This is a genomic window from Microbulbifer mixtoriginis (SeqCode), assembly GCF_052467705.1.
In genome coordinates, this window is sequence record NZ_CP174322.1 from 2,685,460 (window position 1) to 2,700,177 (window position 14,718).

Annotated in this window: 5 protein-coding genes; all 5 read left to right on the forward strand. The window is 53.3% G+C overall.

Features of this window, described 5'->3' with window-relative positions:
- The first annotated feature begins 83 nt into the window (after positions 1-83).
- The 5 genes from ACJJIB_RS11865 (at position 84) to ACJJIB_RS11885 (ending at position 14,637) form a co-directional block, all read left to right on the forward strand.
- Entirely contained in the window at positions 84-2,813 is a 2,730-nt protein-coding gene (locus ACJJIB_RS11865) for a cation-transporting P-type ATPase (RefSeq protein WP_444884901.1), read from the forward strand.
- A 390-nt stretch (positions 2,814-3,203) separates the two neighbouring features.
- Positions 3,204-4,181, forward strand: a complete 978-nt coding sequence (locus ACJJIB_RS11870) for a universal stress protein (protein WP_444884900.1) — start codon at positions 3,204-3,206, stop codon at positions 4,179-4,181.
- A complete protein-coding gene (locus tag ACJJIB_RS11875; protein ID WP_444886185.1) occupies positions 4,178-12,832 on the forward strand; it encodes a GH36-type glycosyl hydrolase domain-containing protein in 8,655 nt (2,884 codons plus the stop codon). The genes ACJJIB_RS11870 and ACJJIB_RS11875 overlap by 4 nt, the downstream gene beginning before the upstream one ends.
- 53 nt (positions 12,833-12,885) lie before the next feature.
- The gene (locus tag ACJJIB_RS11880) at positions 12,886-13,416 is read left to right on the forward strand and encodes a hypothetical protein (protein ID WP_444886186.1); all 531 of its coding nucleotides are present in this window, start codon (positions 12,886-12,888) and stop codon (positions 13,414-13,416) included.
- 498 nt (positions 13,417-13,914) lie between these two features.
- Positions 13,915-14,637, forward strand: a complete 723-nt coding sequence (locus ACJJIB_RS11885; protein WP_444886187.1) for a hypothetical protein — start codon at positions 13,915-13,917, stop codon at positions 14,635-14,637.
- Positions 14,638-14,718 lie beyond the last annotated feature (81 nt).

A 14,718-nucleotide genomic window follows, 5' to 3' on the forward strand; every position in this document is an offset into this window, starting at 1 on the left:
CTAAGCTTCCCAGTCTAAACGCATGACTATTCATTGCTAAGCTCAGTCGAAAACTGTGAAAGGTAATCCGATAAAGGTGAACCGTGCTTCAGACAAGGCCTGAGAAAAACTGGCACTCAATGTCCCCAGATGCGGTGTTCTCCGAGCTGAAGACCAGTATGGCCGGAATCAGTGAGGAGGAAGCTGCACTAAGACTGCGAACCTACGGGCCTAACTGCCTGCCAGCACCAGCTCGCAAAGGGTTTCTGCGGCGCTTCTTCTCCCATTTCAACAACCTCCTGATCTACGTCCTGCTCGGGGCGGCGCTTATCACAGGCCTACTACAACACTGGGTAGATACCGGGGTCATCCTGGCGGTGGTTATCGTCAATGCGATTATCGGCTTTGCTCAGGAGGGTAAAGCGGAAAGGGCCATGGATGCTATCCGCCATATGCTGGCTCCACGCGCCGCAGTCCTCCGCAGCAATCAGCGGCTCACTGTGGAGGGAGAGAAACTGGTACCCGGCGATATTGTGCTCATTGAGGCTGGTGACAAAGTGCCTGCCGATTTGCGGCTGTTAAAAACCCACGGTCTGCAGGTACAAGAGGCCATCCTGACCGGGGAATCCATCCCGGTAGAAAAACATACCGATCCGGTTAACACCGATACCCCCTTGGGGGACCGTAGTTGCTTAGCCTATAGCGGAACCACTGTCACCAATGGGCAGGGAGTGGGGGTAGTAGTGGCCACCGCAGCAGAGACTGAGATCGGTCATATCAGTGGCATGCTCGCCAGTGTTGAAACTTTAACCACTCCGTTGGTTGAACAGATGGGTTTCTTCGCCAAATGGCTGGCCCTTTTTATTCTGGCCGTTGCTGCGTTGATCTTCGCCTTTGGGCTGTTTGTATTGCAGCACAATTTTAATGAACTGTTTATGGCCATTGTTGGGCTTTCGGTAGCGGCCATTCCCGCGGGCTTACCGGCAGTTCTAACCATCACATTAGCGGTCGGGGCCCAGGCGATGGCGCGGCGCAACGCCATTGTCCGGCGCCTGCCGGCTATCGAAACCCTGGGATCAGTATCGGTAATCTGTACCGATAAAACTGGGACGCTCACCCGCAACGAGATGTGCGTCGCCACAGTAGTTACAGGCGCACAACGCTATGAAGTAGAGGGCGAAGGCTATGAACCGCGGGGTGAAGTCATGCTCGGCGGCGCGCCGGTAGCGATGTCAGCCCCAAACCCACTGCAGGAGTTAGCCCGTGTCGCGGTTCTTTGTAATGACGCCGAGCTCAGAAAAGAGGATGGCAACTGGCTCGCCGAGGGTGATCCCATGGAGGGGGCCTTACTGGCCTTCGCAGCAAAGGCGGGAATGAATAGCGGGGAGGTGCGCAAGCAGTGGACCCGTACCGATATTATCCCCTTTGATGCCCAGCATAAGTATATGGCCAGCCTAAACCACAACCATGAGAACCATGCACTGATCGCCGTTAAAGGGGCGCCGGAACAGGTTTTGGCAATGTGCAAAACCTATCGCAGCGAGGATGGAGGCTGCGAACCGCTGATGGAGACTTACTGGCGACAAAAGACCGAGGAGGTGGCGGCATTGGGACAGCGTGTCTTGGCGCTCGCCACAAAAGAGGTAAAGCCAGAGCACACGGTGCTGGAGCACTCAGACGTAAAGGGAACTATGACTCTTCTAGGCTTGGTGGGATTGATCGATCCACCCCGTCAGGAAGCTATAACCTCAGTTGCGGAGTGTAGGGGCGCGGGTATTCGAGTGAAGATGATTACCGGCGATCATGTCGCGACCGCAAAAGCCATCGGTCAACAGATAGGCTTGCAGCGGCCTAACAAAGCCCTAACGGGAGTGGACATCGACAACCTGAATGACGCGGCATTAGCGGCAGAAGTCCTGAAGGTGGATATCTTCGCCCGCAACAGGCCTGAGCATAAATTGCGGCTGGTAACCGCATTGCAGGCCCACGATATGACTGTGGCAATGACTGGCGATGGCGTAAACGATGCCCCCGCTTTAAAACGCGCCGATGTGGGTATTGCCATGGGCCGGGGGGGGACAGAGGCAGCCAAAGAGGCCTCCGAGCTGGTTCTAGCCGATGATAATTTCGCTTCCATCGGCGCTGCGGTCCGTGAGGGGCGCACGGTTTATGACAATATAAAGAAAGTGATTAGCTGGACGCTGCCCACCAACGCAGGGGAAGCCTCAACCATTATTGTGGCGCTGCTCTTTGGCATGGTACTGCCGATAACACCGATCCAAATACTTTGGGTAAACCTGATTACCGCTGTTACGCTCGGTATTGCGCTCGCCTTTGAGCCCACAGAAGAAAATACTATGCACCGCCCACCACGGTTGCGCGACCAACCGCTCCTTACCAGTGTACTGGTATGGCATATCACATTAGTTAGCACCTTATTCCTGTGTGGCGTATTCGGAATATATACCTACGCCATTCAGCAGCACTACTCATTGGAATTGGCGCGAACCATGGCCATGAATACATTGGTGGTAATGGAAATTTTCCACCTGTTTTTTATTCGCAATATGTATGGCACCTCTCTCACCTGGAAGGCAGTGCGCGGCACCAAAGTGGTGTGGATGGCAGTCATCATGGTCACTTTGGGGCAATTTGCCATTACCTATGTCCCACTCCTGCAGGAAGTCTTTGCTACTGAGGCAGTGCCACTTTTTGATGGCATTCTGATTGTTGCGATTGGCGTGGCGCTGTTTGCCATTATCGAGATCGAAAAACAGATGCGGATACGCCTTTCCCGCCAGACACAAAGCTCCACTGCCAGGGAAAATTCTTAATTCCGTACCTTGATCTGTTCTCAGCCTGACCAACCCTACAGCCTAAGCCCCGCTTTAATTGGCTCACAATTTGCTGCCTCTTTATGGGTTTATTCTTATTACTAGTGATCAGATGCTCTCAATGTGTGTTGAAAGCCAGCGCAGCTCTACCAAAGCTGAAACTTTCAGTGACATAGAGCACATTTTTGCAGGTTGGCAGCAGGGGCAACACCGTCATAGACACTTTGCAATACTCTTGAGCTTAACCGTGCTAGAGAGCTTTTCAGGGATCGCGTTTAACACAAGGTTAAAACCCGGAACAGCAGTGTAGCGAGCAAGTAAAACTTTCCGCCATAAAACCTTATGACATTTAGTGAAGATCCAGGCCGGGCCCCGGTAGGGAGTAATGAGATGCCGTTTAAACAAATCCTACTTCCTCTTGATGGCTCAGCTATCGCTGAAGAGGCCATCGCCCATGGAGTTATGCTGGCCCAGAACAGTGGTGCAAAAATTCACCTTCTTCATGTACAAAATTCTGAAGAGCAGAGCATAGATCCGGTGGACTGGCGGCTGCGCAGAGTAGAGCTGCGTAGCTACCTCAACCGTTTGGCTGAGCCCATTTCAGAGCAGGGTATTACTGTAAGCCAGTCTGTGGTGGAGGGGCGCCCAGCAGAGCAGATTGTAGAGTACTGCGATGAGGTCGATATCGATCTGATTGTACTCACTGCATACGGCAAGGGTGGCGTCAGCCGTTTCGACTTTGGCAGCACCGCCCAAAAGATTTTTAGTGGCTCTGGGCGGTCCTTCATCATAGTGCATCCGGGTTTAAAACCTCCAGCCCAGGAAAACATGGCTTACCGCCGTATTCTGGTCTCGATGGATGGTTCCTCTCATTCCGAGTGGGTTGCTTGCCAGGCGGCATCAATGATGCGTGGGCAAGAAATGGAAATGATTCTGCTGCAAGTGATTGCTGTGCCAGATATGCCCCGCAAAATGCCGATCACCCGCGAAGAACACGCCACACGGGAAAAGTTTGTCGAATGCAATCGACGCGCGGGTGAAGTCTACTTGGAGGAGATGGCTCGCCAATTGGAAAACGGCATCAAAGTGCGGCCCTTGCTGCTGGTTGCACAGAATGTCGCCGAGTGTATTTATGCCACTGCTGCGGAAGAGGATGTCGATCTGATTGCCATGAGCGCGCACGACTGGCAAACCGGTGAGCAACACGTAACGGGTACCGTCTGCCACTCCGTTATATCCCACAGTAACCTGCCGGTTCTGGTATTCCAGGATTTGCAGGAATCCCAATTACAGGCTCTGCGCGCTGACAACATAGCCTGCCAAATTCGCCACTCAACTCTTCCGGTAAGAAATGAAGCGCATCGATGAAATTGCGGTTTTGGAAAAAGCAGGGCGCTCGCCAGGGGTACAAGTTCTTTGTACATGCAAAGTCCGAGCAAAGCGGTACTCAATCTGGGAGTACCGCCCACGGGATTGGTAACAATTCGAACCGGGATAATGAACAGCAGCGCCTGGAAGACATAGCCGCGCTGGCCAAGCAGCACGCAAGCCCTGTCGGTACCGGTGGTGGCTACCGCTTGCGACTGCACTTGCGTCAGTTAGAAAAACATTTCGAGAAAATCTATCGGCATCTCGCCACTCGGGTAGAGGCGGGCGAAAAAAGTACTCGCAGTGAAGAGTGGCTACTAGATAACCGCCATGTGGTCCAGGAAGCCCTGCAGTTGGTATGTGAGTCCCTGCCGGTGAACTACTTAAAGCAGTTGCCACAAGTTTCTGCCGAAGACGGCAGTGTCGACCTGCGTTTGCATGTCCTTGCCGATGCATTGATCACCGACTTCTCCCAACCCGTAGATATTCAATCCATTCACCTGTTGGTTGAGCACTACCAGGAGGATGCTGTTTTAACCACCGGCGAACTCTGGGCACTGCCCGCACTTTTACGCCTTTGCCTATTGGAGCACTTGGCGCAGCTGGCCGAGGATGTCCTGGGAGGACATACCGCTACAGAAGAGGAACTCAGCGTTGGCATTGCCAGCGGTATCATTAGCCTGCGAGAACTGCGCAGTTGTAACTGGCGGGATTTTGTTGAGTCCCTCAGTCGTGTAGAAAATATATTGCGCAAAGACCCTGCAGACGCCTACCGCCGAATGGATTTTGAAACCCGCGATAGATACCGGGATGTGATAGAAAAGCTGGCGCGCGGCAGTGGCAAAACCGAGCAGCAGGTTGCCCAGTGCGTGGTGGAACTGAGCGACGTACAGGAAACCGATAAGCCCACCCGGCATGTGGGATACTACCTGATAGATGAAGGGCGTCCACAGCTGGAAATCCTACTGGAATATCGCCCAGGCTTTCTGCAGCGCCTTCATTGGCAGCTATTGCACAAGGCATCCAGGGTATTCTTTTCCGGATTGGCTCTTTTCTCGATTCCACCGCTACTTGCCCTGGCTGTTTATCTACTCTGGAGCGGTGCTTCTATCATTTTGACGTTATTGGTACTGCTGGTTACCGTAGTGCCAGTGGTCGGTATGGCCCTGGCTCTGGTTAACGGCTTGATTACCCACTGCTTGCCCCCGCGCCTGCTAGCAAAACTGGATTTTGATAAGGGCATATCCAGTGAATACCGCACGGTTGTGGTTATGCCGGTACTGTTTGCCGATGCGGAGGATATGCAAAGGATTCTCGAGTGTCTGGAAATCAATTTCCTCAACAACGGAGATGAGAATCTTGTTTACGCAGTTTTAAGTGATTTTGCAGACGCGGATACGCAAAGTACCAGTGAGGACACAACATTATTAGAAATCGCCAAAGCATCTATTGAAACTCTGAACGAACGCCACAGGGTCGATGAGGGCAGATCACCGTTTTTACTATTACACCGTGAGCGCCGCTGGAATGCGTTGGAAAACTGTTGGATGGGCTGGGAGCGCAAGCGCGGCAAATTAATCGAATTCAACAAACTATTGTCTGGCAATGAGGAACACAGTTTTACCACTTGTTTTGGCGATCGCAAACAACTGCAAGGCATTCGCTATGTCATCACTCTCGATGCCGACAGCCAGATGCCACCAGACACCGCACGACGCCTCGTTGGTGCCATAGCGCACCCACTCAATCGCGCAGTGGTCAACAGCAGCTCTCAGAGAGTGGTGGCAGGTTATGGATTTTTACAGCCCCGGGTGGAAACTGACCCGGCTAGCTCTGATGGAACCCTATTCAGCCAGATTTTTGCCGGTGATCGCACCGTAGACCTCTACACCCACGCCGTCTCGGATGCCTACCAGGACCTGTTCGGCGAGGCGATATTTACCGGTAAAGGAATTTACGACCCGGAGGTTTTCTCCCAGACCCTGGCCGGGCATCTTCCAGAAAATGCCATCCTCAGCCACGATTTAATCGAAGGTGCCATCGGTGGAGTAGGGCTGCTGTCGGATGCAGTCTTTTACGAACAATACCCGCCTAATGTTTTCGCCATGCTGCGCCGCTCGCACCGCTGGATTCGCGGTGATTGGCAGATACTCTCCTGGCTGGGCAAACGTGTACCGGTCGATAGCGGTGAACAAGTCGACAACCCTTTACCGACAATTCAGCGCTGGCAAATCGTCGATAATCTGCGACGCAGCCTGGAGGCCCCCTGCCTGTTGGCACTTTTTCTGCTGGCCTGGAGCGGTTGGCTACCGGGCCATGCCTGGGCTTGGACTTCGGCGCTACTTTTGTTGTCTTCCGCATCGGTATGGCAGGAATTACTATCAATGGTCTGGCGCAGCATCGCTGATCCCAGCCGCGCCCATCTTCATTTCCGGGGAGGGCCGGCGGTTCTACAGCAGCGCTTTTTACACTGGCTGCTATCGCTGGTTCTGCTCCCGGTGCAAGCGCTTAACGCGTTGGATGCGATCGTACGCACACTCTATCGGCTGCGCGTTTCCCACCGCCATTTGTTGCAATGGACATCTGCGGCACATGTGAATCGCTCTGTCAGCAGTGCACTGACTGCGTTTGGCAGTTGGCGTGCGATGTGGGTTTCCCCACTGATCGCTCTATTGGTAACTGCAGGCTTGGCTTATTGGGTTCCCGCCAGTCTCTTACCTGCAGCACCGTTTTTGTTGGCCTGGCTCTTTGCACCCCAACTTCTTCACCATATCAATTTACCGCGAGAGCTGGAGCCATCAGTTCTAACAGAAGAGGACAAGCGGGAGTTGCGTTTGCTAAGCCGGCGAACCTGGTTTTTCTTCGAACACTTTATGGGGCCTGATGACCATTGGCTGCCGCCAGATAATTATCAGGAAGAACCCCTGGCGGTCCTGGCCCGGCGTACATCCCCCACCAATATCGGGCTGGGCTTGCTCTCTATTCTCAGCGCCTACGACTTTGGTTACGTTGATCTCAGCCTGCTATTAGCTCGACTCAACAACAGCTTCGACCGTATGCGCGGACTGGAGCGCTATCGCGGACACTTTCTCAACTGGTACGAAACCCGCGAACTACACCCGCTCAACCCCCGCTATGTCTCCACCGTGGATAGCGGCAACCTGGCCGGCAGCTTACTAACCCTGGCCTCCGGCCTGGAATCCCTGAAAAGTGAACCACTGAGTGGACGCCAGCTGGTACTGGGGATCACCGATACCCTCGATGCCATGGCAGAAACCCTGCAGCCGGTCGATACGGACTCCGCCCCCAACGAAATCCGTGAGATCAACGCGCAGCTAGCGCAGTTTCGCCAACGTTTACAAGCCGGCGCGGAGCACAATCGCTGGTGGCAAACCATCGACGATATCTATGAGAGAGATGTACCCTGGCTACAGAAACAGATGCTGGCGCTGATCGAGGGTGACGAAAAAAATTTCAGCGCAGAGGATCTCGGTCGACTACGCCAATGGCTCGATGAATTGCACCGCCATGCGGTGGCCGCGAGGCGCTATCAGGAGGCGCTCGAACCCTGGCTGCGACTTATGCAGGTACCACCCAAAGTCTGCCGGGAGGGTGTGGAGCATGTCAGAAAAGCTTACCTCTCTCTCGCAGACACTTTGAAAATCCCAGTTTCCCTATCGACCATGCCAGACTTTTGCGATGCTGCGGAACAACAACTGCTGCAACTGCAAAAACACCTCACTGCAGAACCACAAGAGCACGAAGAAGCCGCCTCTTGGTGTGAAAAAATGCACAGCGCACTGGAAAGCGCACGGGAAAATGCCGCCAGTTATTGCCGAGACATTACCAGCCTTTCCACCAGGGCGCTCAACTGGGTGGAAGAGATGGATTTCGCCTTCCTCTACGATCGCGATCAGCACCTATTTCATATCGGTTACAACATTACCGATGCTGCACTAGACGCCAACCACTACGATTTACTCGCCTCAGAATCTCGCCTAACCGGCTTCCTCGCTATTGCCAAAGGCGATGTACCGGCGCGCCACTGGCGCCACCTTGAGCGACCATTTCGGCACCTTCATCGCCGGGTGGTGTTGATGTCTTGGAGTGCGACCCTGTTTGAGTATTTAATGCCGCGGCTGTTTATGGAAACGCCAGAGCACAGTTTGATAGGGCGGGCCTGCCGCAATGCGATTGAAGTGCATCGCAAGTTTACCGGCCGCTTCGAACTGCCCTGGGGTATCGCCGAATCCGGTTACTACGAACTGGACAGCCAATTGCACTACCAATACCGTGCCTTTGGAGTGCCCGGCATCGGTTTTCGTCGCGACCTCGGTGAACGCCTGGTTATAGCGCCTTATGCTTCCATGATGGCACTACCATTCGATGCCGCAGGGGTTATGGAGAACCTGCGCCAGCTTCGCGCCGAAGGTGGTTACGGCCAGTTCGGTTTGTATGAAGCGATTGACTACGGCCGTACGGCCAAAGCTATACCTCGACGCGCACGCACTGTGCGCTCCTATATGAGCCACCACCAGGGCATGATCCTGCTGGCCATTAATAACTACCTCCACGACGACATAATGCAACAACGCTTCCACAGCGATGTGCGCATTGCCGGCCTGACGCCACTACTGCACGAGCGCCTGCCCACCGCGCGGCCGGCCCTAAGACCCTGGCAGCAGCCGGGGCTACAGCGCAGTTTCCACGCCGAGGGAGCCCTGCAGAGCTGGTCTGCTCTTCCGGGGAGACCCTATCCGCAATACAACCTGCTCTCTAACGGCCACCACACCCTGCTGCTCGGAGCAGATGGTTCAGGTGGCAGCTATTGGCACAATCTTGCCCTGACACGCTGGCAGCCAGATCCGACCCAACACCAGGGCGGGCACTGGAATTATGTCCGCGATCTGGATAGCGGCGAACTATTTTCTGTGGGGCTGGCCCCCTGTGGCGGAGACGCCGGCCACTGTATGGCCAACTTCTCACCACAGGAAGTAGAGTTTCAGCGCCGTGAAGCGGAGTTGTTCTGCCGCTTACACATTGCCCTCAGTTCCCAGCATGACTTAGAAGCTCGCCGACTGGTAATCAAAAATGAGAGCAATCGCAGCCGCCACCTGCTGCTGGCGGATTATGCCGAGGTGGTGCTAGCGCCAGAACGCGATTACCAGCGTCATCCCGCCTTTGCCAAACTGTTTGTGGAGAGCCAGTACCTGCCCGATGAGCAGGTAATGCTCTATCGAAGGCGGCCTCGCAGCGGCGAGGAAAAACCGATCTATCTGGCCCACTGCGCATTGGTTTCTGCCGATGTAAGTCACCAGCTGGGCTGGGAAACCGATCGGGTACGTTTCCTCGGCCGCGGCGGGTCCCCGGCAAGGCCTCTGGCTCTGCAACGAGGCCTGGAAGGCTTCACGGGAACAACTGGCCCTGTATTAGACCCGGTAATTGCCTCAGCCCAAGAAATTTCTATTTCGCCTCATTCTGAAGTCGAAGTGATCTACCTGACTGGCGCCAGCAAGTCACGCCGGGAGTTGTTGGCTGTGTTGCGCTCTTATCGCTCGCGGCCCAAGGCACGTTGGGTATACGACCTGGCGCGAATGCAGTCTGAGCAGGAATTACACAACCTGCGTATCCCCGCGGCAGATGTCTACTGGATGATGGAATTGCTCTCCGCTGTGCTAGCTCCCTCCGGCGGGCTGCGCGCCTCTTCCCGAGTATTGGCCCGCAGTCATCGTATTCAGCGTTGCCTGTGGAGCCGTGGCATCTCCGGAGATAACCCAATCCTGTTATTGCAGGTGCGCAGTGAGCAGGGCATTGATTTTGCAGAACCCATTCTGCAAGCCCACACTCTCTGGAGCGGCCGCGGCCTGGCTATAGATCTGGTTATTGTCGATGAGGATTCCGCCGGTTATTCCCAGCAGACCCGCGACAGGTTACAGGAGATGATCGCCGATATTCGCGGTCGTACTATGCGCAAACTAAACGGCTCAGTGGTGATGGTGCCAGGCCAGGAGCTGCCAGAGTCTGATCGTATAGGCCTTTTGGCTGCCGCACGGATATTACTCGATTCCTCAGCAGGGCCAGTGGCCACACAGCTGGAGAATAGTGCCACCGCACTACAGGCTCAGATGCAGCCACTGCCTCCTTTTGTACCGGTGCAATCTGCAGGTTATGTCCAGTTACCAACACCAGCCCTGCAACGCCCAAATGATCTTATATTTGATAATGGCCTGGGTGGTTTTTCAGCGGATGGGCGCGAGTACATCCTGCATCTACAAGCAGGCAAGACGGAAGAACCGGGCCAGCGCCCTCCAGCACCCTGGGGAAATATCATCGCTAATCCCAACTTCGGTTGTCTGGTATCCGAAGGGGGCTCCTGCTGTACCTGGAGCGGCAACAGTGGTGAACACCGGCTGACCGCCTGGAATAACGATCCGGTCCGCGACCCCAGTGGTGAAACCCTCTACCTACGCGATGAAGAGAGCGCTCAGGTTTGGTCTCCAACCCCGGCCCCGCGGCCCGCCGAGACCGACTATCAGGTAAGACATGGGGCAGGTTACACCGAGTATCGCCATAACAGCCACGGCCTTGAGCAGTCCTGGCGTATTACGGTCGATCGCACTGCTCCGGTGAAAATTGGCCGGCTGACATTGAAAAATGGCTGGAACAGGCCTCGCCGCTTAACGGCCACCTACTACGTGGAGTGGGTAATGGGACTGACCCGCGGCAACAGTTGGGCTCATCAAGTCAGTGAGTTCATACCAGAAAGCAATACGTTATTGGCCCGCAACGCCTTTGTCCCGGATGCCAAACCCGGTGTCGCCTTCCTGACTGCCAGCCTGCCACCTCACGGTCTGACCACAGATCGGCATGAGTTTATTGGCAGTACCGGGAGCCCACAGGCACCGGAGGCACTGTTTCGGATTGGCCTCTCGGGGAGGGTGCAGTCTGGCGGCGACCCTTGCGCCGCTTATCAAGTCCACATTGATCTGGCTATCGGCGAAACCCAACACATTTATTTTGTGATGGGGGAGGGGATTGATCGTGCCCAGGCTTTGGATTTGGCCGGTGAATTCCGGGATCCACAAAGAGCCGCAAACTCCCAGGCCGAGTTCGAACAGTTTTGGGAGAATTATCTGGGCTCTGTTCAGGTGCGAGTGCCCGATAAGGCCACCGAGCTGATGGTAAACCGCTGGCTACCTTATCAAACCCTGGCCTGCCGCCTCTGGGGCCGCAGCGGCTTCTATCAATCCAGTGGTGCCTTTGGTTTCCGTGATCAGCTTCAGGATGTACAGGCACTGCTGTGGACCCATCCCGATTGGACCCGCCAACATATTTTGCGCACTGCCTCACGCCAGTTCCAGGATGGAGACGTACTGCACTGGTGGCATGAAAATCCCTTACGCGGTGTACGCACCCGCTGCTCCGACGACTTACTGTGGCTGCCATTTGTTACAGCCCAATACATTCGCACCACGGGTGATTACCAAATCCTGGATGAACCGGTCAGCTATCTTGCCGGGGCACCACTGGGCAAAGATGAGCATGAGCGCTACGCCGAGTTTGAAAGCAGCGATGAATCCGGGTCTCTTTACGAGCACTGCTGCCGCGCAATTGAGCGCGCCGGCGCCGTAGGACCGCACGGGCTACCGGTAATCGGCAACGGCGACTGGAACGACGGCTTCAGCCGTATCAGTACCACCGGCCGCGGTGAGAGTGTATGGATGGGCTGGTTTTTACTGCGAGTTTGTCGGGATATGGCGCCCCTGTGCGACTACATCGGCGATTCTGCACTGGCGGAATATTACCGTCAGCTGGGAGAAAATTTCCGTCAACAGGCAGAAGACGGTGGCTGGGACGGCGCCTGGTATCGGCGCGCTTATTACGATGACGGCACGCCGATTGGTTCTAAGGACAGCGATGAATGCAAAATCGACCTGATTGCACAAACCTGGTCGGTGCTATCCCAGCAGGAACCCACTGAGCGATCCCGTAAAGCGATGGAATCGGCCGACCAGCACCTGGTAAACGAGTGCGCCCGGCAAATACTGTTGCTTAAGCCACCGTTTAACAAAACCAAGAAGGACCCCGGCTATATCAAAGGTTATCCACCGGGAATTCGTGAAAACGGTGGCCAATACACCCACGCCGCCACATGGGCCGTCTGGGCCGCGGCCGGACTCGGCCAGAGCGAGCGGGCTTGGCATTACTTTAATTTGTTAAACCCAATTACCCACACCGATACCCTTGAAGGCGTAAAGCGCTATCGCACAGAGCCCTATGTATTAGCCGGCGATGTCTACGGCGTGGCCCCCCATGTGGGGCGCGGTGGCTGGACGTGGTATTCCGGAGCGTCCGGCTGGCTATATCGCAGTGCACTAGAGGCATTACTTGGGGCAAAAATTCTCGACGGTAATCACTTGGTGATCGAACCCTGCCTACCGCAATCCTGGCATAACTATCACTTATCGCTGCGCTTTGGCAGCAGTCGCTATGAGATCGACATCAGTAATTGCGGTGGCTGTCCGCGAGAGATCGAATCACTGACGCTGGATGGAGAAAGAGTCACTTCAGGAGTCATTCCGTTAAAAGACAGCGGCCAGGAGCATCAGGTAGCTTTAGTATTCAAGCCTGTTTTTAATCCCCCCAAATAACAACGAAATACTTCACTATTAAATTTTTCAGTGTGGTCAGCAGGTTGCCTTATATGGCTTCAAATACGATCAATACAGAATTTTTTCTCACGATAGCTTTTAGCGTTCTACTTATTTTGATTACCCCCACCATAATAACGACAGTGATTTACTGGTTTATTGCTAGTGATTTCTCAAACAGGGCAAAATCTGATGCGGACCGACTTCTGGGAATAGGTAACTACTGTATTATTGCTCCACATAAAAGATCGGAGGCTGCATATTTTATCACCAACTTTAAACATGTAAATTTAAAGGAGGTTATAAAGCAGGCTGTATACTTCAAGTTATACTTGCCTTCACAGGAAGTTGGAAGTGGATTAGCCAGCGCAAGAAAACGAAATTACCACTTTGCTATTTATAATAGTGATGCCATGTATTATTGGAGCCTCAGGGAAGATAGGTTTATTAAGTCTCCCGACTATGTATATGTAGCTTTTCAGCAAATCCTGAAAGTCTACTCTATGTACAAGGGGAGGCCAGATATTTTGGGAAAGGGTGGCTTTTCGCAACCATCATGGGATTATTATGATTGCCCCCATTGAAAAGAAAGCATTATTGAACTTATCCCAGTTCTGACTGGGTCTGGCAGTTTTCGCTTTTTCATTGGTAGCACCAAGCCTTTCTTTGAAAATTTAGTGAACTTCGCTGTCTGAATACCACTCATGCTCTTAGTGTCATGATGAAGCGCCAACCGCCTCAGTAGTGATTTTTTTTCCTTGCGAGTTTAGAAATTAGCAAGATACCCAAAAGACGCATTGATGATCCAGTGTTCCGAATCAATACTCGCCCAAGGAAGGCGTTTAATTACTTGAGTCCGCTGGATTTTTTGGCGGGCAGACGTGTGTCACTTATGTTAGTAATCTAGGTAGCTCTTCATATTTAAAGCATGGACTGGACTTCGTCATAGAAACCGAGGGATTACTTATAAAGAACTTTTTGGCTGAAATCTAGTCAGATCTGGAACCTCGCAAGCCAACAGGTCAGATCTTTTCTTTTTGGGTGCTTGCCGAGGCATTCTACGGAAGTGATATTTAAGTCAGATGGAATTCCAGCCTCCCCCCTTAGTATATAAAGATAACGAAACATCAATTTCATGGCGCCTTTGGGTTTCCCTGGCGATAGCGCTCAATTTACACATGGCTTTATTGACTATTCCAGTGTCCATGACACCAGATAATCAGGTGAACAAACAATCTACAATTAGGTTTATCTTAAACCATAAAAAACCGACTGCGAGCTCGCCAATAAACAGCCCAGACAGTGCAGGTAGGCCCAAAAGGTCTGTAACCACTACAAAACCGAAAGTAGGGCAGAGTGAAGTATTGCCTGCAGCTTCAGCTACTGCAAAACCGCCCTCATCCGGAATTCAGCAAAAACATGAAGCCCCGAGTAGAGTGACAACGAGTGAACATAGAGACCTAGCAAATACTACTCAGCCCGAAAACTTATCGTCTCAAAAAGCCGTTACTTTAACGGTTCCCGCTGAATCTGGAGCAAAAAGCAAAGCGGTGGTTTTTGATCCGAGGTTAAAGAGAGCTTTAGATCGAGAGAACAACAAAGTTCGCCAGCTTCAAACAAAAGATGCCCTCTACACAACAGCGACAGGCACTTTTGTTCAACTCGGTGATAAATGCTTTGACCTGAAAGATTTACCGGCTGGCAGTGATAGCGATCTGAACCCCTGGTTTAGAGCCAAATGTCCCAAGAACTCTAGATCCCAAGCGGATATTGATCGCCTCGCTGAAAAATATGGTATACCTTAGACCCACAATCATTTGTGATGAAGAGTATGAGCAAGGCCTCGTCCATACAGAGGAGACCTCACATAAGAATACCAACTAGCG

What these genes read in the sequence shown, in the direction of transcription:
- ACJJIB_RS11870 (WP_444884900.1), top strand. Translation starts at nt 3,204, where the DNA reads ATGCCGTTTAAACAAATCCTACTTCCTCTTGATGGCTCAGCTATCGCT.
- ACJJIB_RS11875 (WP_444886185.1), top strand. Translation starts at nt 4,178, where the DNA reads ATGAAATTGCGGTTTTGGAAAAAGCAGGGCGCTCGCCAGGGGTACAAG.
- ACJJIB_RS11880 (WP_444886186.1), top strand. Translation starts at nt 12,886, where the DNA reads ATGGCTTCAAATACGATCAATACAGAATTTTTTCTCACGATAGCTTTT.
- ACJJIB_RS11885 (WP_444886187.1), top strand. Translation starts at nt 13,915, where the DNA reads ATGGAATTCCAGCCTCCCCCCTTAGTATATAAAGATAACGAAACATCA.